We start from the raw sequence: 22869 nt of genomic DNA, 5'->3' as shown, positions 1-22869 counted from the left end.
CCACCTGAAGGGGGGCGGATGTGATGTGCTGAGACCCGCACCCCACCCCGCTCTACCACCCCAAGGAGAAGGCAACATGCCGCAGACCGTCAAGGGCGTCGTCGCGATGACCAAGGGCGCCCCCGTCGAGCTCGTCGACATCGTCGTGCCCGACCCCGGGCCCGGCGAGGCCGTCGTCAAGATCGACGCGTGCGGGGTGTGCCACACCGACCTGCACTACCGCGAGGGCGGCATCAACGACGACTTCCCCTTCCTGCTCGGGCACGAGGCGGCCGGGGTCGTCGAAGCCGTCGGTGAGGGCGTGACCGAGGTGGCCCCCGGCGACTTCGTCATCCTCAACTGGCGTGCCGTCTGCGGGACGTGCCGCGCCTGCGCGAAGGGCAAGCCGTGGTACTGCTTCGCGACGCGCAACGCGACCCAGAAGATGACGCTCACCGACGGCACCGAGCTCAGCCCGGCCCTCGGCATCGGCGCCTTCGCCGAGAAGACCCTCGTCGCAGCCGGGCAGTGCACCAAGGTCGACGCTCAGGTCGATGCCGCTGCGGCGGGCCTCCTGGGCTGCGGGATCATGGCCGGCTTCGGCGCGGCGGTCAACACCGGCCAGGTCGGCCGCGGCGACACCGTCGCCGTCATCGGCTGCGGCGGGGTCGGCTCGGCAGCCGTCGCGGGGGCTGCCCTCGCCGGTGCCACGACCGTCATCGGGGTCGATGTCGACCCGCGCAAGCTGGAGTGGGCAACGAAGTTCGGCGCCACCCACACCGTCGACGCTTCCCAGGAAGATGTGGTCGAGCGCATCCGCGAGCTCACCGGTGGCTTCGGTGCCGACGTGGTCGTCGATGCGGTCGGCCGCCCCGAGACCTACGAGCAGGCTTTCTACGCACGGGATCTCGCGGGCACCGTTGTGCTGGTCGGCGTTCCGACCCCCGACCAGAAAGTCACCCTGCCCCTGATCGAGCTCTTCGGTCGCGGTGGCTCGCTCAAGTCGAGCTGGTACGGCGACTGCCTGCCGTCGCGCGACTTCCCGATGCTCGTCGACCTCTACCGCCAGGGCCGCTTCGACCTCGGCGCCTTCGTCACCGAGACCGTGGGTCTGGGCGACGTCGAGGCAGCCTTCGCCAAGATGGGTGAGGGCACGGTGCTGCGCTCCGTGGTCCAGCTGTGAGTGAGGCCGGGCTCGACCTGCCGGTGTCGGCCGGCGGGGTGCGCGTCGCCCACACCGTCACCTCAGGCACCTTCAGCCTCGACGGCGGCACGTGGGACGTCGACAACAACGTCTGGGTGCTCGGCGACGACGCGGAGTGCGTCGTCATCGACGCCCCGCACCAGGCCGGCCCGATCGTCGAGCTCGTGGGGGACCGGGCCGTGCGTGCCGTGCTCCTGACCCACGCGCACGACGACCACGTCACCGCGGTCGGTGACCTGACCCGCGCGACGGGCGCCCCGGCCTACCTGCACCCTCAGGAGGAGGTGCTGTGGGGGCTCAGCCGCGGCGCGGAGCCGCTGCCGGCGCCCCTCGCCGACGGCGACGTGATCACCGTCGGTGACGTCGAGGTGCACGTGCTGCACACACCCGGCCACGCCCCTGGCGCCTGCTGCTTCTACATCCCGGCGCTGGGGCTCGTCTTCACCGGTGACACCCTCTTTGCCGGCGGGCCCGGCGCGACCGGCCGCTCGCTCAGCGACTTCGGCGTCATCGTCGAGTCGATCCGCGACCGGCTGCTGACCCTGCCGCCCGAGACGGTGGTCCTCACCGGCCACGGTGACCCGACGACGATCGGCCAGGAGGCTCCGCACCTGCAGGAGTGGATCGACCGAGGTCACTGAGCGTGAGCGACCACGTGGCGCACGACGATCCGGGTCTGGCGACCCGCACCATGCCCTTCACGTCGGTCGACGACGTGCTGCGTCGCCTCGGCGAGGTGGGCTACCTCGCCTCCGAGGCGGTCGCCACGACCGTCTACCTGGCCAGCGAGCTCGGCAAGCCGCTGCTGGTCGAGGGCCCGGCGGGCGTCGGAAAGACCGACCTCTCGCGGGCGGTGGCGCAGACGTGCGACGCGCGCCTCGTGCGGCTGCAGTGCTACGAGGGGGTCGACGAGGCCCGGGCGCTCTACGAGTGGAACCACGCCAAGCAGCTGCTGCGCATCACCGCCGGCCGCGACGAGTCGTGGGACGACGCCCGCACCGACGTCTTCTCGGAGGAGTTCCTGCTCGAGCGGCCGCTGCTGACGGCGATCCGCGGCGACGGGCCGACGGTGCTGCTCGTTGACGAGACCGACAAGGCCGATGTCGAGATCGAGGGCCTGCTGCTCGAGGTGCTCGGCGACTTCCAGGTGACCGTGCCCGAGCTGGGCACCATCAGGGCGACCCGTCGCCCCTTCGTGGTGCTCACCTCCAATGCCACCCGCGAGCTGTCGGAGGCGCTGCGCCGTCGCTGCCTCTACCTGCACCTCGACTTCCCGGAGCCCGACCTCGAGGAACAGATCGTGCGCCTCAAGGTGCCCGGCCTCGAGGCGACGCTCGCGGCCTCCGTCGTCCGGGTCGTCGGCGCGCTGCGCGGTATGCCGCTGCGCAAGGCGCCGTCGGTGTCGGAGTCGATCGACTGGGCCCGCACGCTGCTCGCGCTCGGGGCCAGTCAGCTCGACGCGGCGGTCGTCGAAGCGACGCTGGGGGCGGTGCTGAAGCACCAGGACGACATCGTCAAGGCGCGGGCCGGGCTCGACCTCGACGCGGCTCTCACGGCTCCGCGGCACTGAGGACCCCGGCATGGAGGGGGTCGGGGCCAATGCGGGTGTCGGGGCCAGTCAGGGTGTCAGAGGCGCTGAGGGGGTCGGCGCGCGGCTGGTCGAGATGGTCGGCGCCCTGCGCAGCAAGGGCCTGCCGTGCGGCACGAGCGAGACGGTCGACGCGGGCCACGTGATGCAGGTGCTGGGCCTCGACGACCGCGAGCGGCTGCGTGAGGGGATGGCCTCTGCGCTGGTGCGCCGCGGCGGGCAGCGCGCGGTCTTCGACGCGGTCTTCGACCTCTACTTCCCGGCAGGCGTCGGTGCGCGGCAGTCGTCGCGCGACGAGAGCCCGTCCGACGCCGGTCCCCCCATCGGCATCGACGAGCTGCGGGCGCTCCTGGCCACGGCTCTCGCAGAGCAGGATCGGCAGAGCCTGGCCGAGCTGGCCGAGCTGGCCGTCGACGCGTTGGGCCGGGTGGGCTCGAGCGCCGCCGGCACCGCGTCGTGGTCGGCCCTGCAGACCATGGAGCGACTGCGCCCACAGACCCTCGTCGCCGGGGCCGTCGCGGCGCGACGAGCGGCCCGCGCGGGTGGTGGCAGCGGCGACCGACGTGAGGGCGGTCCCGGAGGTGACGGGGTCTCGGACGACACGGAGTTCACCGACCGTCTGGTGCGTGACGAGGTGCGTCGTGACCTCGAGCGGCTGCGGCGGCTCGTCGGTGCGGCAGCCCGCCGGCGCGCAGCCGAGATCCGGGGTCGCGACCGGATGACGCGCTACGCCGTGCCCGACAGCGCGGAGCGCACCGACTTCCTCACGGCCAACCTCCAGCAGTTCGCGGCCCTGCGCTCGGCGGTCCGGCCCCTCTCGCGCAAGCTCGCGACCCGGCTGGCGGCCAAGCGGCGACGGGCCCGTCGCGGCGCCATCGACGTGCGCCGCACCATGCGCAGCTCGATGTCGACCGGTGGCGTGCCGGTGCGGCCGGCCTATCGCCGACCCCGCCCCTCGCGGCCCGAGCTCGTGCTGCTGTGCGACGTGTCGGGCAGCGTCGCCGGCTTCTCGGGTTTCACCATGCTCCTGGTGCGCGCGCTGGCCGACCAGTTCACCCGGGTACGGGTCTTCGCCTTCGTCAACGCGATGGACGAGGTGACCGACCTCGTGCAGCAGGGCCGTCCCGACCTGACGACCGCCATCGTGCGCGAGGCCCGGGTCACGTCGTGGCACGGCAGCAGCGACTACGGCGAGGCACTGGGCGACTTCGCCGAGCTGCACCTCGACGCCGTCGGCCCCCGCACCTCGGTGCTCGTGCTCGGCGACGGACGCAACAACTTCGGTGACCCCAATCTCATCGCCCTGCAACAGATCCGAGATCGTTCGCGGCGCACGTTCTGGCTCAACCCCGAGGCGCGCGGGCGATGGGGCAGCGGTGACTCCTGCGCCGACGACTACGCCGCGGTCGTCGACATGCACGAGTGCCGCACCATCGAGCAGCTCTCGACCTTCATCACCCGGCTGCTCCCGGTCTGACCAGCCCCGGGCGAGCGGCGCGGCCCCGCCGCGCACTAGCGTTGACGCGTGACCAGTGCTGCGCTCCCACGACCCGATCTCACCGCCTTCATCGCCGGCCTGCCCAAGGCTGAGCTGCACGTGCACCAGGTCGGGGCGGCGTCGCCCACGATCGTCGCCGAGCTCGCCTCCCGGCACGAGGGCTCGACCCCCGTGCCGACGGACCCGCAGGCGTTGGCCGACTACTTCGTCTTCACCGACTTCGGCCACTTCATCGAGGTCTACCTCTCGGTGGTCGACCTGGTCCGCACCGCCGACGACGTGCGCGCCCTGACGATGGGGGTCGGGCGCGACCTGGCCGCGCAGGGCATCCGGTACGCCGAGCTGACCCTCACGCCCTACACCTCCATCGTGCGAGGCATCGCGGCACAGGCGTACGCCGAGGCGGTGGAGGACGCCCGCCTCACCCTCGAGCGGGAGGGTGGGCCGATTCTGCGGTGGGTCGTCGACATTCCCGGTGAGTCAGGGGTGCCGGCCGCCGACGTCACCCGCGACTTCGCGCTCCAGCAGCGGCCCGACGGGCTCGTCGCCTTCGGGCTCGGTGGCCCCGAGGTCGGGGTGCCCCGGCCGCAGTTCGCACCCCACTTCGCCGCTGCGCGGGCGGCGGGGCTGCACAGCGTCCCGCACGCGGGGGAGTCCACCGGCCCGCAGACGGTGTGGGATGCCCTGCACCACCTGGGCGCCGAGCGCATCGGCCACGGGATCTCCTCGGCGCAGGACCCTGCCCTGCTGGCCCACCTCGCCGAGCGGGGGATCCCGCTCGAGATCTGCCCGACCTCCAACGTGTGCACCCGCTCGGTGCCGTCGCTGGCCGAGCACCCGCTGCCGGCGATCGCCGCCGCCGGCGTGCCCTTCAGCATCGCCTCCGACGACCCGCCGATGTTTGCCACCGACCTGTGCCGCGAGTATGCCGTCGCTGCCGACCTGCTGCGCCTCGACGAGACCGGCGTCGCCGACCTGGCGCGGGCCTCCGTCCGTCAGTCGTTCCTGGAGGACGGGGGAAAAGCCCTGCTCCTGCAGGAGATCGACGACTACGTCACCCGTGGGACGCGGGGCGAAGCAGGCTGATCTTCGGCCAGATCTTGCGGCTCATGCCGTTCGTGAGGTTCTCGATCTCGCTCACCGTCTCGAGGACGACGGGGTCGGTCGATGCCTCGGCGCAGAGGGCGGCCACCTTCGAGACGAGGCTGAGCAGCTCGGAGCAGTGGTCGCAGTAGGGGGCGAGGTCGGCCCGGCTCATCCGGTGCCCCCGGGGTCACGGCCGCCCTCGCCGAGCGGGAGCAGCGAGACGGCGCACCATGCGGTCGGGCACCGAGCGCAGGAAGAAGATGGCCAGCCCGGCCAGGGACGCCGGATGGCGGCCTCGGCCGCTCAGCCCCCTCGACTGGGGCTCAGCGGCGGCCGAACAGGCGAGCGAGGATCGAGCCGCCGGGGCTGGTGCCGGCCTCACCCTGGTGGCCGGGGCAGCGCCGGCTCTGGGGGACGCCGGCCATGACCTGGTCGATGTGCTGGCCGCAGCCGGCCCAGGTGGTCTTGCCGCAGGTCTTGCAGGTGATGGGACGACACATGGTCGAGCTCTCCTCAGGTGGTGGTCGGGGTGGTGGTCGGGGTGGCGGTGAGGGGTAACCTGCGCAGGCGGCGTGCTCGCCGTAGCTGTCGTCGACGGCGACCACGTGGCTGCGCGAGGTGCGGGCGGCCAGGACCGAGGTCCCGATGGAGGCCCGGTAGCCTCCGGCGCAGTGGACCCAGACCTCTCAGGGCGGGACCTCCCCGAGCCGGGTCAGCAGCTCGTGCAGCGGGATGTGAGGCGGCGGTGACGCCGGTCGGTCCCGAGCCAGCGGAGCAGAAGGACCCGAAACCGTGGGTGGGCAGGACGGGGGTGTGGCCCGGTAGCTCGTGCGCGAGACGGTGGGCCGAGGCGTACTGGTGACGCACCAGGAGGTCGGTGTGCTCCTGCCCGAGCAGGTCGGGCCGGCCGGTGGCCCCGACGAGCAGTGACCCCCCGGTGAAGACGGCCACGGCATCGCTGGCGGTGCCCCCCGGGGTCTCGAGGACGTAGGACAGGTGGGTGTAGGTGTGCCCCGGGGTCGAGATCACCCGCACCTGCATCAGCGGTGAGACCTCGACGACGTCGGCGTCGCGCACCGCGTGCCGGGTGAAGGTGACCGGGTCGTCGGCGTTGACGTGATAGGTCGCTCCGGTGGCCTGCGCAAGGGCCAGGCCGCCGGTGACGTAGTCGTTGTGGATGTGGGTCTCGAGGACGTCGGTGATCCGCACCCCGTGCCGGGCCGCGAGATCGAGCACCCGGTCGATGTCACGCTGCGGGTCGATCACGACGGCCACCGTGCCGTCGTGGGCGAGGTAGGACCGATCACCGAGCGACGGCGTGTCGAGGACGAGCACGGCTGCGTCTTGCCTGAGGTCATGCCGGTCTCCTACTGTCGTCCTTGGATACCCAAGGGGGTATCTTTGTCTGCAACAATAATACCCCGGTGGGCATCTCACAAACGATCGTCCCCTCCCTATCGAAGGGTGCCCCCAGGGGTATACTGCGACTCACTTGCTCGAGCTACCGAAGGACACTCATGGTCACCCTGAACGACGACGACATGACCCCGGTCGTCAACCGCCTGCGCCGTGCCCAGGGCCAGCTCGGCGGCGTCATCCGACTCATCGAGGAGGGTCGCGACTGCAAGGACGTGGTCATGCAGCTGGCCGCGGTCAACCGCGCGCTCGACCGCGCGGGCTTCGCGATCGTCTCCTCCGGGATGCGCACGTGCCTCACCTCGCCCGAGGGGCTGTGCGACGAGGACAAGGCCACCATGGAGAAGCTCTTCCTCACCCTCGCCTGATGCTCGTGGTGGTGCTCGCGGCCGCAGGAGGCCCCGACGGCGTCGCTGGTGATCGTCGGGTTCGCGGCGGTCACCGCAGCCGTGGGGCACGCCCGGGCCGGCCGCGGCAGATGGACGGCGGCGGGCACCTTCGGGGCCCTCGGGCTCGCCGCGTCCATCGCCGGCTCTGCGGTCAACCGGCTGGTCGACCCCCAGGTGCCGCGCTGCTCGTCGGCTTCCTTACCGGATTCCTCGGCGTCGGCGGCGGTTTCCTCATCGTGCCGGCCCTCGTGCTGGCCCTGGGTTTCGCGATGCCCGTCGCGGTGGGCACGTCCCTCGTCGTCCCCTTCATCCTCGCCGCCGTCGTCGGGTCGCTCGTGGGCAAGCGGGTCGCCGACCGGGTCACGGGCGCGGCTCTCACGCGGGTCTTCGCCACCCTGCTCGTACTCGTGGCCGCCTACGTCACGGTCAGGGCGGGGAGCACGGCCCGAGCCGGTGCGGGGCTCCGTACGCGACGCGGTGAGCGCCACCGCCTCCCGCCGGTAACCTTGGGCGGGTGAGCCTCCGCCTGTACGACTCCGCCGCGCGCGAGCTGCGCGACTTCGTCCCCCTGCAGGACGGCAAGGTCGGCATCTACCTCTGTGGCCTGACCACCCAGGGGCCGCCGCACATCGGGCACGTGCGCTTCGCCGTCGCCTTCGACGTGCTGCGGCGCTGGCTCGAGGTCGGCCACGGCTACGACGTCACCCTCGTGCGCAACGTCACCGATATCGACGACAAGATCCTGCGCAAGGCCGCCGATGCCGGGGAGGACTGGTTCGCCCTGTCCTACCGCAACGAGCGCGCCACCGCCGAGGCGCTCGAGCTGCTCGGCGTGCTGCCCGCCACCTACGAGCCGCGCGCCACCGGCCACGTGCCCGAGATGGTCGAGCTGATGCAGACCCTCGTCAGCCGCGGCCACGCGTATGCCGCGCCCGACAGCAGCGGTGACGTCTACTTCGACGTCGGGTCCTGGAAGGACTACGGCTCCCTCAGCAACCAGTCGCCCGCCGACATGGAGGCCGCGGAGGACGCCGACCCGCGCGGGAAGAAGGACCCCCGCGACTTCGCGCTCTGGAAGGGCCGCAAGGACGACGAGCCGCAGACCGCCTCCTGGCCCACGCCCTTCGGCCGCGGCCGCCCCGGCTGGCACCTCGAGTGCTCGGCGATGGCCCGCAAGTACCTCGGTGACACCTTCGACATCCACGGCGGCGGCATCGACCTGCGCTTCCCGCACCACGAGAACGAGCAGGCGCAGAGCCACGCCGCCGGCCTCGGCTTCGTGGGCTACTGGCTGCACAACGCCTGGGTCACCGTGCGCGGCCAGAAGATGGGCAAGTCCCTCGGCAACGCGCTCGAGGTGGCGAACGTCGTCACGATCGAGGGCCCGCTCGCAGTGCGCTACTACCTGACGGCGGCCCACTACCGCTCGATGATCGAATACCACGAGGGCTCGCTGCACGAGGCCGCCGCGACGGTCGACCGGCTCACCGGCTTCCTCGAGCGGGTCGACCGGATGCGCAGCCTCGACGGGGTCGCCGGTGAGATCCCCGCCGACTTCCGCGAGGCGATGGACGACGACCTCAACGTCTCGGGCGCGCTCGCGGTGGTGCACGACACCGTGCGCGCCGGCAACACCGCCCTCGACGACGGTGACGACGACGTCGCCCACGCCGCCGCGGCCTCCGTGGTCGCGATGACCGAGGTCCTCGGCGTCAACCCGTTCTCCCCGCTGTGGCGCACCGACTCGGGGGCAGGCGCAGGCGAGGCACAGGAGGCTCTCGACGCCCTCGTGGCCGACCGCCTCGAGGCCCGGCAGGCGGCCAGGGCCACCCGCGACTTCGCCACCGCCGACGCTGTCCGCGACCAGCTCGCGGCCGTCGGCATCTCCATCGAGGACACCCCGTCAGGTGCGCGCTGGTCGCTCACCCGACGCACCGACGACGCGTCCACCGACGCCTCCGACCCCACCGCCTGAGAGGCGATCACATGCCAGGCAACTCCCAACGGCGCGGCGCGGTCCGCAAGACCGGCAAGGGCCCCAGCGTCGGCTCCGGCGGCCAGCGCCGCCGTGGCCTCGAGGGCAAGGGCCCCACGCCCAAGGCCACCGAGCGCGACTACCACCCCGCCGCGAAGCGGGCCAAGCGGGCCGGCAAGGCCGACGACGGCAGGACGACGTCCGGGGGTGGCGGTGGCTCGGCCCGCTCCACCACCCGCCGCTCCAAGGCCTCGTCCGAGATCGTCGCCGGGCGCAACTCGGTCGTGGAGGCGCTGCGAGCGGACATCCCGGCCACGACGCTCTACCTCGCGAGCCGCATCGACTCCGACGACCGGGTGCGCGAGGCGCTCAAGCTCGCGACCTCACGCGGCCTGCCCATCCTCGAGACCCCCCGCGGCGAGCTCGACCGGCTCACCGACGGCGCCAGCCACCAGGGGCTGGCCCTTCAGGTGCCGGCCTACGAGTATGCCGAGGTCCGTGACCTGATCAACCCGCTGGCCCCCGGCATCCCGCTCCTCGTCGCGCTCGACGGGGTCACCGACCCGCGCAACCTCGGGGCCGTGGTGCGGTCGGTCGCGGCGTTCGGCGGGCACGGGGTGCTCGTGCCCGAGCGCCGCTCGGCCGGGATGACCGCGAGCGCCTGGAAGGTCTCGGCCGGGGCGGCGGCGCGGCTGCCGGTCGCCCGCGCCACCAACCTGACCCGGGCCCTCGAAGAGCTGCAGAAGGCGGGCTTCTTCGTGCTCGGTCTCGACATGGAGGGGGACGTCGAGCTGCCCGGGCTGGCGCTCGCGACCGAGCCGGTCGTGATCGTCGTCGGCTCCGAGGGCAAGGGGCTGTCACGGCTGGTGCGCGAGACCTGCGACCAGATCGTGTCGATCCCCATGAGCTCGGCCGTCGAGTCGCTCAACGCCGGTGTCGCCGCGGGCGTCACGCTGTACGAGATCGCCCGCCAGCGAGCCGCGCACCGCTGACCGTCGGCGGCGGCACGGCCGTCTGGGCCCCCGGACACCGGGGCCACAGGGAGGCACAGGATTCATGGTCTAGCGTTCCTGGGGGTCCGACCCCACTGGTCCCTCACCACTTTCCCCCACGATTTCGCAGACGACACGAAGGAGACGACCAGGTGGCGAAGGGTCCACGGGCCGACAGCGCCCGGCTCAAGGAGCTGAAGGCGGCGCAGGCTGCGGCGGAGCGCAAGCGCCGCCTGAGCATCGCCGCTGCGGCGACGGCGGTCGTGGTGCTCGTCATCGGCGCGGTGGTCTTTGCCGCGCTCAAGGCGCCCAAGGGGGCGGTGACCAGCGCGAAGACCTCCGGCACCATCTCGGACACCCTCGCCAAGGCCCTCTCGAGCGTCCCGGCCACCGCCTTCGACACCGTCGGTCTCGGCACCGCCCAGGGCAACGTCATCAAGGCCAAGACCGGAGACGTCGCCCTCAAGGACGGCAAGCCGCGCATCGTCTACGTCGGGGCCGAGTTCTGCCCCTACTGCGCGAGCGAGCGGTGGGCGCTGGTCACCGCGCTCAGCCGGTTCGGCACCTTCACCGGCCTCGACTACGCGGTCTCGTCGGCGAACGACACCCCGGCCAACGTGCCGACCCTCAGCTTCAAGGACGCGAAGTACACCAGCGACTACCTCACCTTCGAGTCCTACGAGGTCTCGGACCGCGACCAGAAGCCCCTGCAGAAGCTGCCCGACGACGTCGCGGCCCTGCAGAAGGCCGACGACCCGCAAGGCAGCATCCCCTACATCTTCTATGCCGGCAAGGCCTTCCAGTCCGGGTCGGCCTACGACGGCTCGGTGCTCGCCGACAGCCCGCAGGACACCATCGGGACTCAGGTCGGCGACCCGACGACGGCCATCTCCAAGGGCGTGCTGGGCGCAGCCAACCTCAGTAGCGCCAAGCTGTGCGCACTGACGGGCGACAAGCCGGCCGCCGTCTGCACGTCGGCGGGCGTCAAGGCAGCGGCCGCGGCCGGCACGGGTCAGTGATCTCGCGGTGAGCCAGCAGCGCCAGCGCACCGAGGCCGATCGTCACTCGGCCCGGACCCGGGTCCTGCCCCGGTGGCTGGCCCCCGCCTCGCTGAGCCTGTCGGTCCTCGGGCTGCTCGTGTCGGCCTACCTGACCTTCGAGCACGTCACCCAGAACTCCACGCTGGCCTGCAGCGCGACGGCGACGGTCAACTGTCAGAAGGTGACCGAGAGCCAGTGGGCCAGCTTCGTCGGCATACCGGTCGCCGTGCTGGGGCTGGTGTTCTTCGGCTCGATGGTGGCGCTGTGCCTGCCCTCGACCTACCGCCGCAGTGCTGGCGTGCTCGACCTGGTGCGGGTCGCCTGGTGCGCCATCGGGCTGGCGTTCGCGCTCTACCTCGTCTTTGCCGAGCTCTACCACATCCACGCGATCTGCCTGTGGTGCACCGGAGTTCACGTGATCACCTTCGTGTTGCTCGTCACGCTGATCTTCGGTCAGCTGCTGGCCGAGCCCGCTCCGGCCGACGACTGACGTCGGCCCGACGGGGGTCAGCGGCTCGGCGCGACCCGGATCACGACGGTGGTGCAGATCTTGTCGGCAAAGGTCTGACGCTTGGCGTCCCACAGCGGCCAGAGACAGCCGAGGTAGGCGAATCCGTCGAGCACGTGGCAGAGCTCGCGACCGAAAGCCAGACCGGCTCCGACGGGCTTGCCGCTCTGCTCGCCGACCAGGCAGATGTTGGTGATCTTCTTGCCCCACGACTGCCCGGTGCGGCCCTCATGGAAGATCCGGTTCCACAGGTTCAGGCCGAAGGCCAGCAGGTAGCCGGCGAGCGTGATGAGCAGCCAGCCGCGCCGTAGGCAGGAGCCTGCCCGTAGGCGGGGGGGCGGTGGGTAGGGCCGCTGCCCGTAGGCGGGCGGTCGCGCGGGCCCGTCCGGTGGTCGTCACGATGTGTCCCTCGAGTCGTGCTGGTCGGGCAGTGGTGGCCACCACGGTAGGCCCTGCATGCGACCGGGCGAGGCGGATCCGCGCACCCCGCTCCCGGGGACCCGTGCGGGACCGGTCAGTCGTCGGCCCCGGTGAGGACCGGCATCGACACGGTGTCGACCCCGAGCACCGAGGCCTCGTCCGGCTTGGCCGGCAGGACCGACGTCACGTAGTCGCCGACCGCGGTGGCGACGGTGACGTCCCGGCCCGCGCGCTCCGACATGTACCACCGGTGCTCGAGCACCTCGTGGAAGACCTCGGCTGGCTCGAGCTTGCCCGCGAGCTCACGTGGCACCGCGCGCACCGTGGGCTCGTAGACCCGGGCCAGCCAGTCGTGCGCGACGATCTCCTCGTCGTCGTTCTGGCGGTCGGTGGCCGCCTGGAAGGAGTCGAGGTCGTTGAGCAGCCGCCGGGCCTGGTTCTCCTCGGCGTCGAGGCCGGTCAGGCGCAGCAGGCGGCGGGAGTGGTGGCCGGCGTCGACGACCTTGGGCTGGATCGAGATGCTCGTGCCGTCGAGGTCGGTCGACATGGACAGCTCGTCGATGTCGAAGCCGAGCTCGTTGAGCCGGCGGATCCGCTCCTCCACCCGCCACCGGTCGCCGGTCTCGAAGCGCTCCACCTGGGTCAGCTCGGTCCACAGGGAGTGGTATCGCTCGAGGATGCGGTTCGAGACCTCGACCGGCTCGGCGCGCTCCTCGAGCAGCCCGCCGGCCTCGAGGTCCATCAGCTCGCCGGCGATGTTGACCCGGGCGATGTCGAGGTCGTGCTCACGCTGCCCGTCGGTCAGCCGACGGTGCAGCTCGCCGGTCTCGGCGTCGACGAGATAGGCCGCGAACGCTCCGGCGTCGCGGCGGAAGAGGGTGTTCGACAGCGAGACGTCGCCCCACCAGAACCCGGTGAGGTGCAGCCGCACGAGCAACACGGCGAGGGCGTCGATCAGCCGTGCCGCCGTGTCGGGGCGCAGCGACTGGCTGTAGAGCGCGCGGTAGGGCAGGGAGTACTGCAGGTGGCGGGTGAGCAGGCAGGCGTCGAGCGGCTGCCCGTCGGCGTCGACGCGACCGGTGACGACCGCGAAGGGCTCGACCGAGGGCACGTCGAGCCGGGCGAGGTTGCGCAGCATATCGTACTCGCGCTGGGCCAGCTCGGCCTTGATCTCCTTGACGGCGATGACCCTGCCCTGGAACTTCACGAACCGCACCACGTGGCGCGAGATGCCGCGGGGAAGGGCCGCGAGCGTGTCAGCCGGCCACTCCTCGAGCGGGGTCGACCACGGCAGGTCGAGCAGGGCCGGCGCAGGCCGGGCAGTCGTGAAGTCCAGTGCCACGCGCCCATCCTGCCACCTGCGCGCGGGTCCAGGGGCGGGGGCAGGACAGCACTGAGCGGCCCGGGGACGACGACGCCCCCGGCCGGGTGGCCGGGGGCGTCGTCGTGCGCAGGGATGAGGTCAGGCGCCGATGCGCAGACCCGTCTCGCTGCTGAAGACGTGCAGGTGACCCTCGCTGGGGATCAGGTGGATGGTCGAGCCCTTCTCCGGGGGGCGACGACCGTCGACGCGGGCGATGAAGGGCTTGACCGCACCCTCGTTGTCGGCCGAGGCGATGGCCTGCTTCTCGCTGGTCGTGCCGTAGATGTAGGCGTCGGCGCCGAGCTCCTCGACCACGTCGACGCTGACCGCGATACCGCCGCTCTCGGAGATGGTCATGTCCTCGGGGCGCACGCCGACAGTGACGGTCTTGCCGGCCTTGGCGAGGTCCTCGCGTGAGATCGGCACGATCGAGTCGCCGAACTTCACGCCACCGTCGGTGACGGGCACCTCGAGGAGGTTCATGGCCGGGGAGCCGATGAAGCCCGCGACGAAGACGTTCTGCGGCCGGTCGTACATGTTGCGGGGCGTGTCGCACTGCATGAGCAGCCCGTCCTTGAGCACGGCGACCCGGTCGCCCATGGTCATGGCCTCGACCTGGTCGTGCGTGACGTAGACCGTCGTGACGCCGAGACGGCGCTGGAGCGAGGCGATCTGGGTGCGGGTCTGCACCCGCAGCTTGGCGTCGAGGTTGGAGAGCGGCTCGTCCATGAGGAAGACCTGGGGGGAGCGCACGATGGCTCGACCCATGGCGACGCGCTGGCGCTGGCCACCGGAGAGGGCCTTCGGCTTGCGCTCGAGGTAGGCGTCGAGGTCGAGGATCTTGGCCGCCTCCTTGACCCGCTTGGCGATCTCGTCCTTGGAGACGCCGGCGATCTTGAGTGCGAAGCCCATGTTGTCGGCGACGGTCATGTGCGGGTAGAGCGCGTAGTTCTGGAAGACCATCGCGACGTCGCGGTCCTTGGGGGACAGGTTGGTCACGTCGCGGTCACCGATGAGGATGCGGCCGCCGTTGACCTCCTCGAGACCCGCGAGCATGCGCAGGGAGGTGGACTTGCCGCAGCCGGAGGGGCCGACGAGGACGAGGAACTCACCGTCCGCGATGTCGATGTTGAGCTTGTCGACCGAGGGGGTGGGGTTGCCCGGGTACTGCCGGGTGGCCTCGTCGAAGGTGACTGTTGCCATGTTGAGTGCTCCTTCACCGGCAGGAACGTGCCGGACGATCCGTCGTAAAGGTGGACGCGCGACGTCGTCGTCGGGCTGCCGCTGATCATGCCCCGGATCTGTGACGAGCGCCACCCCCCGGGTGCGGGGCCCGCCGTCGACGGGCCGCGGGGCGTGCCCTAGAACTGGTGCGTGACCTCATCAGACCCGCACGAGCCGGACGACCCGCAGGGCGGGAGCGTGCTCACGGTCGTCGTGGCCCTCGTCGCCAACGGGCTGGTCGCGATCGCCAAGACCGTGGCTGCGCTGCTCAGCGGCTCGGCGTCGATGGTCGCCGAGGCCGCCCACTCCTGGGCCGACACCGGCAACGAGGTCTTCCTCCTCGTGGCCGAGCGGCGCGGCGCGAAGCCCCGCGATGCCGAGCACCCCCGCGGGTACGGGCGGGCGACCTACGTCTGGTCGCTCTTCGCCGCCTTCGGCCTGTTCATGGTGGGGGCAGCCGTGTCGGTCGTCCACGGCATACAGCAGCTGTCGGCCGCCCCGGAGCAGACCGACTACCTGGTGAACTACCTCGTGCTCGGCGTCGCCTTCGTCCTCGAGGGCGCGTCCTTCGCCCAGGCCCTCCGCCAGGCCCGCGGGAGCGCCCGGAAGTGGGGTCTGCACCCGCTGTCCTACATCAACCGCACCTCCGACCCGACGCTGCGGGCGGTCTTCGTCGAGGACCTCTCGGCCCTGGTCGGCCTGGTGCTCGCAGCGGCGGGCGTGCTGCTGCACGAGGTCACCGGCAACGCGGTCTGGGACGCGGTCGGCTCGATCGCCGTCGGTCTGCTGCTCGGGGGCGTGGCCATCTTCCTCATCCGCCGCAACAGCCAGTACCTCCTCGGCGAGGAGGTGAGCCCCGTGCTGCGCGACCGCGTCCTCGGCGTGCTGCTGGGGCTCGACGAGATCGACCGGGTCACCTACCTGCACCTGGAGTACGTCGGGCCGCTGCGCTTCTTCGTCGTCGCGGCCGTCGACCTGACGGGTGACGACCCGGAGAGGGCTCTCGCGGTGCGGCTGCGCGCGCTGGAGGCCCGCATCGAGGGCCACGACTCGATCGAGGACGCCGTGCTCACGCTCTCGACACCCGACGAGCCGAGCCTGACGGTGGGGGCGGCCCGCTAGCCGAGCGGCGTGCTCCGGGCGCGAGAGTGGCGGTTTCTTGCACTGACTGGTCAGATCCTGCAATTTTTTGCTAAAGTCCGCATCGCGATGGCGGCTGACCCGGCCGCCGGTTTCAAAGGAGAAACGATGCACAGACGTGCGTATGCCGCCATGGTCGCCGGATCCGGCGCAGTGGCCCTGATCGTCAGCGGCTGCGGGGGCTCCACCCCCACGACGGCCTCGACGGGCGCGGCCCCGGCCACCACCTCGGCCACCGCCCCGGCTCCCGCCGCCGCCGCCACCAGCGCTGCGCCGGTGCGCGACGCCAACGTCGACCTGGTCATCTGGTCGGACGCCGACCGCGCCCCGGCGCTGACGAAGTTCGCCACCGCGTTCGGCCAGGAGAACGGCATCAAGGTCGCGGTGCAGATCGCCCCCGACACCCGCCAGCAGTTCAAGGACGCCACCAAGGTGGGCCAGGGGCCCGACGTGCTCGTCGGAGCCCACGACTGGCTCGGTGAGCTCGTGCAGAACGCCACCGTGGCGCCGATCAACCTCGCGCCCGACGTCGTCGCCAAGCTCCAGCCCAACGCCGTGGCCGCCACCAAGTTCAACGGGCAGACCTACGGCGTGCCCTACGCGATCGAGAACATCGCGCTCATGCGCAACACGGCGCTGGCTCCGACCGCGCCGACGTCGATGGACCAGCTGATCACCGAGGGCACCAAGATCAAGGCGGCCAGTGGCGGCAAGGTCACCAACGTCCTGATCCAGCAGGTCGGCAAGACCGGCAACGCCTACTACACCTACCCCTACTTCACCGCCTACGGCGGCGGCATCTTCGGCACCAAGGCCAACGGCGACTACGACCCCACCAAGCTGCTCGTCGACAGTGCCGCCTCGCTGAAGGGAGCGGCCGAGCTCGCCAAGCTCGGCAAGGCGAAGATCCTCACCACCAACATCGGTGACGACAACGCCGAGGCCCTCTTCGACGCCGGCAAGGCGCCCTTCTTCATCACCGGGCCCTGGGCCCAGACCAACGCCAAGAAGGCTGGCATCAAGTACGCCGTCAGCAACCTGCCCACGCTCCCCGGCGGCGGGCAGATGCAGCCCTTCCTCGGGGTGCAGATGTTCTACGTCTCGGCCAAGGCGAAGAACGCTGCGCTGGCGCAGGAGTTCGTCACCAACTACGTCACGCGCGACGACGTGCAGACCGCGCTCTTCAAGGCCACCGGCCGACCCCCGGCCCTCAAGAGCGCGTACGACGCCGCGGCCGCGGCCGACCCGATGGTCAAGGCCTTCTTCGAGGCCGGCAAGGCGGCCAAGCCGATGCCCAACATCCCCGCCATGAACTCGGTCTGGGGACCCCTGGGCCAGGCCTCGGCCGACATCGTCTCCGGTCAGGACCCGGCCACGCGGCTGAAGGCGGCCTCGGCCGAGATCGCCGCCAACATCGCCAAGGGCTGACCTCCGAAGCACCTGCTGGTCCACCCCTCCCGCGCGCCGAGCGCCGCGGGAGGGAGTGGGCCGTCCTCTCCTTGTCGTCTGCCCGCCCTGTGGAGGGAACCCCATGAGCACGAGAACGCCGACCGCACCCCGCCCTGCGCCCGTCGGACCCCGTGACGGTCGTCGCGGGCGGCCCGGCTCCGTCACCCGCCCCCCGCTGTGGGCCACCGTCGTGAAGTGGGTCGCGCTCGCCCTCGTCGTCCTGCTCGGCGCCTACCTCGTGCAGCGGACCATCTCCGCCGGCTACGCCTTCGGCGTCGTCCTGGTCGCCTTCGTGGTGCTCGCCGTGCTCGCCGTCTACTCCACGCGCCGGGCCGTCGCCATGAAGTACCTGCTGCCCGGGCTGCTGCTGCTGCTCGCCCTGCAGATCTGGCCGATCGTCTACACCGTGGCGACGGCCTTCACCAACTACGGCGACGGACACTCCATCTCCAAGCAGGAGGCGACCGACTCGATCGTCGCGAGCTCCGTGCAGGAGGTGGCGGGCACCCCCCGCTACCGGATGAGCGTCGCCGTCCAGCAGGGCGCAGATCCGGTGACCGGCGGTCTCTCGCTGCTCCTCACCGGCCCCGACGGCGCGACCTTCGTCGGCACCCCGAAGGGACTCGCCGACCTGCCCGCTGACGGGGTGACGAAGACATCGACCGGCAAGATCACGGCGGCGCCCGGCTTCACAGTGCTCAACGCCCGCCAGGTCAACGCCCGCAGCAAGGACCTCAGCGCGCTCGGGGTGCCCACCGCCGGCGGCGGCGGCATCAAGCCGGTGGGGCTGAGCGAGGCGTTCGTGGGCAAGACCACGGTCGTCTACGACGCGGCCGCCGACACCCTCACGGACACCGTGACCGGCACGGTCTACGTCCCGAAGAACGCCTTCTGGACCCCCCGCACGGGTGACGGCGCGGCCTACGCCACGGGGTGGAAGGAGAACGTCGGCCTCAAGAACTTCTCCACGCTGCTGACCAACGACACCATCCGGTCGGGCTTCCTGAAGATCTTCGTGTGGAACGTCGTCTTCGCCGTCGTCTCCGTCGGCTCGACCTTCCTGCTCGGCATGCTGCTGGCGCTGCTCTTCGACGACGTGCGGCTGCGGGGCCGGCGGTTCTATCGCTCGATCATCATCCTGCCGTATGCCATCCCGGGGTTCGTGACGGCACTGCTGTGGCGCTCGATGTACAACCAGGACTTCGGTCTGGTCAACAGCCTGACCCACCTCGACGTCGACTGGCTCGGCAACCCGTGGGCGGCCAAGGCGGCCATCCTGGTGACCAATCTCTGGCTCGGCTTCCCCTACATGTTCCTGGTGTGCACCGGTGCCCTGCAGTCGATCCCGGGTGACGTGCGCGAGGCCGCCAAGATCGACGGGGCGTCGCCGGCCCGCACGCTGCGCTCGATCATCATGCCGCTGCTGCTGGTCGCGGTCGGGCCCCTGCTGATCGCGTCGTTCGCCTTCAACTTCAACAACTTCGGGCTGATCTTCCTGCTGACCAAGGGCGGGCCCTTCGAGTCGACGGACACCTCGATCGGCTCCAGCGACCTGCTCATCACCTACGCCTTCCGGCTCGCCTTCTCGGGCGTCAACCCCAACTACGGTCTGGCGTCGACGGTCTCGATCTTCATCTTCGTGATCGTCGCGATCATGAGCTACTCGGGCTTCCGTCGCACCAAGAACCTGGAAGAGGTCAACTGACATGGCGATCACCGACGCCCCCGTCACGACCACCACTCCGCTCCCCTCTGCTTCACGGCACGCCTCGCGGGGAGGGGGGTCCATGTGGTGGAAGTACGTCTGCGTCGCGCTGGCCCTGGCCTTCGCGCTCTTCCCGGTCGTCTACCTGCTCTCCGCCTCGCTCAACCCGGCCGGCAACCTCCAGACGAGCACTCTCATCCCGCGTGAGTTCTCGGGAAACAACTTCTCGACGCTCTTCTCCGACGGGGCCCGGCCCTACCTGTCGTGGTACCGCAACGCGATGGTGATCGGCGTCGTCGGTGCCCTCGGGCAGTCGTTCATCGGGGCCTGCGCGGCCTACGCCTTCTCCCGCATGCGGTTCACGGGCCGTCGCCCCGGGCTGCTGGCCCTGCTGCTGCTGCAGCTCTTCCCGGCGCTGCTCACCTTCACGGCGCTCTACCTGACCTTCGCCGTCGTCGGCGACATCGTGCCCGGGATCGGCCTCAACACCGCGTGGGGGCTGATCCTCGTCTACATGGGCGGGGCGATGGGAGCCAACGTGTGGCTGCTCAAGGGCTACTTCGACACCATCCCGCGCGAGCTCGACGAGGCCGCCAAGGTCGACGGGGCCAGCCACGCGCGCATCTTCTTCACCATGACCCTGCGCCTCGTCATGCCGATCCTGGTGACCACCTTCATGATCGGCTTCGTGGGGCTCTACAGCGAGTTCCTGCTCGCCAGCATCTTCCTGCGCGACGTGGGCGCCCAGACCCTCGGCGTCGGGCTCTACAGCATGACGCAGGGCAACGAGGCGTCGCGCCTCTTCGGCCAGTTCTCCGCCGGGGCCCTGCTCGCCTCGCTGCCCGTCGTGGTGCTCTACCTCGGGGCGCAGAAGTACCTCGTCGGTGGGCTGACCCAGGGGTCGGTGAAGTAGGCGTTGACGAGGGGAAGCGCCGACGACTGGCTCGGCCTGCCCCACCACGACGGGTCCGAGCTCTACGTCTCCGCGGCGTCGCCCCGCCTGGGTGACACGGTCACCGTGTGGGTGCGGGTGCCCGTGCAGACACCCGTCGACGCTGTGCACGTGCGCACGGTGCCGGACGGCGAGCCGCAGTTCGTCGTGGCGCAGGTCGACGCCGACCGCAGCACCGAGGGGGAGACCTGGTGGGCGGCCGACCTGCACTGCCACAACGCCGTCACGTCCTACCGCTTCATCCTCGCCGGGGGACCGACCCGCTACGCCTGGCTCAACGGCGCCGGGCTCCACCTGCGCGACGTGCCGGACGCCGGCGACTTCCGGCTCGTCGCCGGCGACTGCCCACCGCCCGCCTGGGCACAGGAGGCCGTGGTCTACCAGGTCTTCCCCGATCGCTTCGCCCGGTCGGCGCGCGCCGACGCACGCGAGCTGCCCGCGTGGGCCCTCCCCGCGAGGTGGTCGGACCCCATCGTGCCCCGCGACACCCCCGACCACGGTCTCGGGCGTCAGCTCTACGGCGGCGACCTCGACGGGGTGGTCGAGCACCTCGACCACATCCAGGCCCTCGGGGCGACGACGGTCTACCTCACGCCGTTCTTCCCTGCCCGCTCCAACCACCGCTACGACGCCTCGACCTTCACCGCGGTCGACCCCGTGCTGGGGGGCGACGCCGCACTGGCGCGGCTCGCCGATGCCGTGCACGAGCGGGGCATGACCCTGCTCGGCGACTTCACCACCAACCACACCGGCGCCGCCCACGAGTGGTTCCTCGCGGCCCGGGCCGACCCCGCGGCACCCGAGCGCGACCACTACTTCTGGCTGTCTGACACCGACGCCGACACCGACGCCGAGTCCCTCGACTACGTCGCGTGGCTCGGCGTGCCCTCCCTGCCGAAGCTCAACTACGCGAGCACCCAGCTGCGCCAACGGGTCTTCGACGACCCACAGGGCGTCGTACGCCGGTGGCTGGGCCCACGGGGCCTCGACGGGTGGCGGGTCGACGTGGCCAACATGACCGGCAGGCAGGGCGTGCAGGACCTCAACCACGAGGTCGCGGCCCAGATGCGGGCGGCGATGGTGGACCAGCACCCGGAGGCGCTGCTCGTCGGGGAGCACTGCCACGACTACACGCTCGACGTGCCGGGCGACGGGTGGCACGGCGTGATGAACTACGCCGGCTTCTGCCGCCCGCTCTGGACCTGGCTGTGCGACCCCGACGACGCGCCCGACTTCCTCGGCTCGCCGGTGCTCGTGCCCCGGCTCGGGGGAGCGGCAGTCGTGGAGACGATCCGCGACTTCACCTCGCGGGTGTCGTGGCAGGCCCTGACCCACTCCTTCGACCTCGTCGGCTCGCACGACACCACCCGCATCCGCACCCTCGTCGGCGAGGACTCACGACTGGTCGACGTGGCCGCCGGCCTGCTCTTCACGATGCCGTCGGTGCCGATGCTGACCTACGGCGACGAGATCGGGATGGAGGGAGCATTCGGCGAGGACGGCCGACGCACGATGGCCTGGGACCGTCGGGGGTGGGACGAGCGCCTGCACGCGGTCTACCGCGACCTCATCGCGGTGCGCCGTGGCTCCTCGGCCCTGACCCACGGCGGCCTGCGGTGGGTGCAGGCCGACGACGACTCGATCGTCTTCTTGCGCGAGAGCCTGACGCAGGTGGCCCTCGTGCACGTCGCGCGGGCACCGCACGACCCGCTCCGCCTCGAGGTGGCTCTGCTGCCGGGCGTCGGGGAGGCCGTCGTGGCCTACGGCCGAGGGGTCGAGGTGTCGGGCACTACGGTGGTGCTGAGGGCCGACGGACCCACGGTGGACGTCCTGACGTGGAGCCCGGGCGGCTGGGCCGCGCGCGGCGACCACCACCATGACGACCGAGTTGACGAGGGGACATCGAGTGCGGGCGAGGCTCTCTGACATCGCGTCGCACGCGGGGGTGAGCGAGGCCACGGTGAGCCGGGTGCTCAACGCCAAGCCGGGTGTGGCCGAGTCGACACGTGAGGTGGTGCTGACGTCCCTCGACGTGCTGGGCTACGACCGCCCGAGCCGCCTGCGGCCCAAGAGCGCAGGCCTCGTCGGGCTGATCATCCCCGAGCTGGTCAACCCGGTCTTCCCCGCCTTCGCGCAGGTGATCGAGAACTCCCTGGCCCGGCACGGGTTCACACCCGTGCTGTGCACCCAGACGCCCGGGGGCATCCACGAGGACGACTACGTGCAGATGCTGCTCGATCGTGGTGTCGCGGGAATCATCTATGTCTCGGGGCAGCACGCCGACACGACGACCGACCCCCGCCGCTACGGCCGCCTGCGCGAGCGGGGTCTGCCGATCGTGCTGGTCAACGGCTACGTGCCGGGTCTTGACGCCCCCTTCATCTCCAACGACGACGCCGCGTCGATGGAGATGGCGGTCACGCACCTGGCCCACCTCGGGCACCGTGAGGTCGGCCTGGCGATGGGGCCGGAGCGCTACACCCCCTCGATCCGCAAGGTCGCGGCCTACCGCGCTGCCATGGCGGCCGTCCTCGGGCACCACCGCGTCGACGACCTCGTCGTCCACGCCCCCTACACCGTCGAGGGCGGGGCCTCGGCGGCGGCGCGGCTGCTGGACCGCGGGGTCTCGGCCATCGTGTGCGGCTCCGACCTCATGGCCCTCGGAGCGGTGCGGGCCGCGCGGTCGGCCGGGATGTCGGTGCCGACGGACGTCTCGGTCATCGGGTCGGACGACTCACCCCTCATGGCCTTCACCGACCCGCCCATGACCACCGTGCGCCAGAGCGTGCTGGCGATGGGGGAGGCCGCCGTGCAGGCGCTGCTCGACGAGATCCGCGGCGTCGGCTCCGCGCGCACGGAGTACGTCTTCCGGCCCGAGCTCGTCGTGCGCGGCACGACCGGCGCCTGCCGGGCCCGCTGACGAGCACCTCCCCGTTCGTCC

The 22869-nt window shown here is 71.3% G+C and carries 23 protein-coding genes; 17 read left to right on the top strand and 6 right to left on the bottom strand.

Features of this window, described 5'->3' with window-relative positions; translation table 11 throughout:
- Nucleotides 1-76 precede the first annotated feature (76 nt).
- The 5 genes from V3N99_07730 to V3N99_07710 are packed head-to-tail and all read left to right on the top strand — an operon-like array spanning nucleotide 77 to nucleotide 5355.
- A complete protein-coding gene (locus V3N99_07730) occupies nucleotides 77-1162 on the top strand; it encodes an S-(hydroxymethyl)mycothiol dehydrogenase (GenBank protein ID MEO3936637.1) in 1086 nt (361 codons plus the stop codon).
- Complete coding sequence (locus tag V3N99_07725; GenBank protein MEO3936636.1) at nucleotides 1159-1824, top strand: MBL fold metallo-hydrolase; 666 nt, start codon at nucleotides 1159-1161, stop codon at nucleotides 1822-1824. The genes V3N99_07730 and V3N99_07725 overlap by 4 nt, the downstream gene beginning before the upstream one ends.
- Nucleotides 1825-1874: 50 nt before the next feature.
- Nucleotides 1875-2753: a MoxR family ATPase gene (locus V3N99_07720; protein ID MEO3936635.1), complete on the top strand. Its 879-nt coding sequence runs from the start codon at nucleotides 1875-1877 to the stop codon at nucleotides 2751-2753.
- Nucleotides 2754-2763: 10 nt separating this feature from the next.
- The gene (locus V3N99_07715) at nucleotides 2764-4248 is read left to right on the top strand and encodes a VWA domain-containing protein (protein ID MEO3936634.1); all 1485 of its coding nucleotides are present in this window, start codon (nucleotides 2764-2766) and stop codon (nucleotides 4246-4248) included.
- A 48-nt stretch (nucleotides 4249-4296) separates the two neighbouring features.
- Entirely contained in the window at nucleotides 4297-5355 is a 1059-nt protein-coding gene (locus V3N99_07710) for an adenosine deaminase (protein MEO3936633.1), read from the top strand.
- Here the strand turns inward: V3N99_07710 and V3N99_07705 are convergent.
- The 3 genes from V3N99_07705 to V3N99_07695 form a co-directional block, all read right to left on the bottom strand.
- Entirely contained in the window at nucleotides 5324-5527 is a 204-nt protein-coding gene (locus V3N99_07705; protein ID MEO3936632.1) for a hypothetical protein, read from the bottom strand. The genes V3N99_07710 and V3N99_07705 overlap by 32 nt on opposite strands.
- A gap of 151 nt (nucleotides 5528-5678) precedes the next feature.
- The gene (locus V3N99_07700; GenBank protein MEO3936631.1) at nucleotides 5679-5855 is read right to left on the bottom strand and encodes a hypothetical protein; all 177 of its coding nucleotides are present in this window, start codon (nucleotides 5853-5855) and stop codon (nucleotides 5679-5681) included.
- 13 nt (nucleotides 5856-5868) lie between these two features.
- Nucleotides 5869-6690, bottom strand: coding sequence for an MBL fold metallo-hydrolase (locus tag V3N99_07695; GenBank protein MEO3936630.1), 822 nt, complete (start codon nucleotides 6688-6690; stop codon nucleotides 5869-5871).
- A gap of 182 nt (nucleotides 6691-6872) precedes the next feature.
- Here V3N99_07695 and V3N99_07690 point away from each other — a divergent pair, with 182 nt between their 5' ends.
- From V3N99_07690 to V3N99_07665, 6 genes are all read left to right on the top strand, one after another.
- Nucleotides 6873-7139, top strand: a complete 267-nt coding sequence (locus tag V3N99_07690) for a metal-sensitive transcriptional regulator (GenBank protein MEO3936629.1) — start codon at nucleotides 6873-6875, stop codon at nucleotides 7137-7139.
- Nucleotides 7139-7678 carry a TSUP family transporter gene (locus tag V3N99_07685; protein ID MEO3936628.1) on the top strand — a complete coding sequence of 180 codons (540 nt, stop codon included), beginning with the start codon at nucleotides 7139-7141 and terminating at the stop codon, nucleotides 7676-7678. The genes V3N99_07690 and V3N99_07685 overlap by 1 nt, the downstream gene beginning before the upstream one ends.
- Entirely contained in the window at nucleotides 7675-9135 is a 1461-nt protein-coding gene (cysS, locus tag V3N99_07680) for a cysteine--tRNA ligase (protein ID MEO3936627.1), read from the top strand. The genes V3N99_07685 and cysS overlap by 4 nt, the downstream gene beginning before the upstream one ends.
- A gap of 11 nt (nucleotides 9136-9146) precedes the next feature.
- Nucleotides 9147-10127, top strand: coding sequence for a 23S rRNA (guanosine(2251)-2'-O)-methyltransferase RlmB (gene rlmB, locus V3N99_07675; GenBank protein MEO3936626.1), 981 nt, complete (start codon nucleotides 9147-9149; stop codon nucleotides 10125-10127).
- Between the two features lie 152 nt (nucleotides 10128-10279).
- Nucleotides 10280-11146 (top strand): DUF929 family protein, encoded by an 867-nt coding sequence (locus V3N99_07670; GenBank protein MEO3936625.1) that lies wholly within the window; start codon nucleotides 10280-10282, stop codon nucleotides 11144-11146.
- 7 nt (nucleotides 11147-11153) lie between these two features.
- On the top strand, nucleotides 11154-11657 hold the full coding sequence (locus V3N99_07665; GenBank protein ID MEO3936624.1) for a vitamin K epoxide reductase family protein: 504 nt from the start codon (nucleotides 11154-11156) through the stop codon (nucleotides 11655-11657).
- 17 nt (nucleotides 11658-11674) lie between these two features.
- Here the strand turns inward: V3N99_07665 and V3N99_07660 are convergent, their stop codons facing one another.
- The 3 genes from V3N99_07660 to ugpC form a co-directional block, all read right to left on the bottom strand.
- Nucleotides 11675-11914 (bottom strand): RDD family protein, encoded by a 240-nt coding sequence (locus V3N99_07660; GenBank protein ID MEO3936623.1) that lies wholly within the window; start codon nucleotides 11912-11914, stop codon nucleotides 11675-11677.
- A gap of 275 nt (nucleotides 11915-12189) precedes the next feature.
- Nucleotides 12190-13437: a DUF4032 domain-containing protein gene (locus tag V3N99_07655; GenBank protein MEO3936622.1), complete on the bottom strand. Its 1248-nt coding sequence runs from the start codon at nucleotides 13435-13437 to the stop codon at nucleotides 12190-12192.
- Between the two features lie 120 nt (nucleotides 13438-13557).
- Nucleotides 13558-14661 carry a sn-glycerol-3-phosphate ABC transporter ATP-binding protein UgpC gene (ugpC, locus tag V3N99_07650; GenBank protein MEO3936621.1) on the bottom strand — a complete coding sequence of 368 codons (1104 nt, stop codon included), beginning with the start codon at nucleotides 14659-14661 and terminating at the stop codon, nucleotides 13558-13560.
- A 171-nt stretch (nucleotides 14662-14832) separates the two neighbouring features.
- Between ugpC and V3N99_07645 the strand changes: the two genes are divergently transcribed.
- The 6 genes from V3N99_07645 (at nucleotide 14833) to V3N99_07620 (ending at nucleotide 22848) form a co-directional block, all read left to right on the top strand.
- Complete coding sequence (locus V3N99_07645) at nucleotides 14833-15804, top strand: cation diffusion facilitator family transporter (GenBank protein ID MEO3936620.1); 972 nt, start codon at nucleotides 14833-14835, stop codon at nucleotides 15802-15804.
- A 126-nt stretch (nucleotides 15805-15930) separates the two neighbouring features.
- Complete coding sequence (locus tag V3N99_07640) at nucleotides 15931-17250, top strand: maltose ABC transporter substrate-binding protein (GenBank protein ID MEO3936619.1); 1320 nt, start codon at nucleotides 15931-15933, stop codon at nucleotides 17248-17250.
- Nucleotides 17251-17353: 103 nt separating this feature from the next.
- On the top strand, nucleotides 17354-18976 hold the full coding sequence (locus V3N99_07635) for an ABC transporter permease subunit (protein MEO3936618.1): 1623 nt from the start codon (nucleotides 17354-17356) through the stop codon (nucleotides 18974-18976).
- Nucleotide 18977: 1 nt separating this feature from the next.
- The gene (locus V3N99_07630; protein MEO3936617.1) at nucleotides 18978-19889 is read left to right on the top strand and encodes an ABC transporter permease subunit; all 912 of its coding nucleotides are present in this window, start codon (nucleotides 18978-18980) and stop codon (nucleotides 19887-19889) included.
- Nucleotides 19890-19892: 3 nt separating this feature from the next.
- Nucleotides 19893-21854, top strand: coding sequence for a glycoside hydrolase family 13 protein (locus tag V3N99_07625; GenBank protein ID MEO3936616.1), 1962 nt, complete (start codon nucleotides 19893-19895; stop codon nucleotides 21852-21854).
- Complete coding sequence (locus tag V3N99_07620; GenBank protein MEO3936615.1) at nucleotides 21835-22848, top strand: LacI family DNA-binding transcriptional regulator; 1014 nt, start codon at nucleotides 21835-21837, stop codon at nucleotides 22846-22848. The genes V3N99_07625 and V3N99_07620 overlap by 20 nt, the downstream gene beginning before the upstream one ends.
- The last annotated feature ends 21 nt before the right edge of the window (nucleotides 22849-22869 follow it).

The organism is Dermatophilaceae bacterium Soc4.6 (assembly GCA_039889245.1).
Classification (GTDB): domain Bacteria; phylum Actinomycetota; class Actinomycetes; order Actinomycetales; family Dermatophilaceae; genus Lapillicoccus.
This window is presented reverse-complemented; position numbering and strand designations above follow the sequence as displayed.

Coding starts and splice junctions, on each gene's coding strand:
- V3N99_07730 (MEO3936637.1), top strand. CDS start 77: ATGCCGCAGACCGTCAAGGGCGTCGTCGCGATGACCAAGGGCGCCCCC.
- V3N99_07720 (MEO3936635.1), top strand. CDS start 1,875: ATGCCCTTCACGTCGGTCGACGACGTGCTGCGTCGCCTCGGCGAGGTG.
- V3N99_07715 (MEO3936634.1), top strand. CDS start 2,764: ATGGAGGGGGTCGGGGCCAATGCGGGTGTCGGGGCCAGTCAGGGTGTC.
- V3N99_07705 (MEO3936632.1), bottom strand. CDS start 5,527: ATGAGCCGGGCCGACCTCGCCCCCTACTGCGACCACTGCTCCGAGCTG.
- V3N99_07700 (MEO3936631.1), bottom strand. CDS start 5,855: ATGTGTCGTCCCATCACCTGCAAGACCTGCGGCAAGACCACCTGGGCC.
- V3N99_07690 (MEO3936629.1), top strand. CDS start 6,873: ATGGTCACCCTGAACGACGACGACATGACCCCGGTCGTCAACCGCCTG.
- V3N99_07685 (MEO3936628.1), top strand. CDS start 7,139: ATGCTCGTGGTGGTGCTCGCGGCCGCAGGAGGCCCCGACGGCGTCGCT.
- rlmB (MEO3936626.1), top strand. CDS start 9,147: ATGCCAGGCAACTCCCAACGGCGCGGCGCGGTCCGCAAGACCGGCAAG.
- ugpC (MEO3936621.1), bottom strand. CDS start 14,661: ATGGCAACAGTCACCTTCGACGAGGCCACCCGGCAGTACCCGGGCAAC.
- V3N99_07640 (MEO3936619.1), top strand. CDS start 15,931: ATGCACAGACGTGCGTATGCCGCCATGGTCGCCGGATCCGGCGCAGTG.
- V3N99_07635 (MEO3936618.1), top strand. CDS start 17,354: ATGAGCACGAGAACGCCGACCGCACCCCGCCCTGCGCCCGTCGGACCC.
- V3N99_07630 (MEO3936617.1), top strand. CDS start 18,978: ATGGCGATCACCGACGCCCCCGTCACGACCACCACTCCGCTCCCCTCT.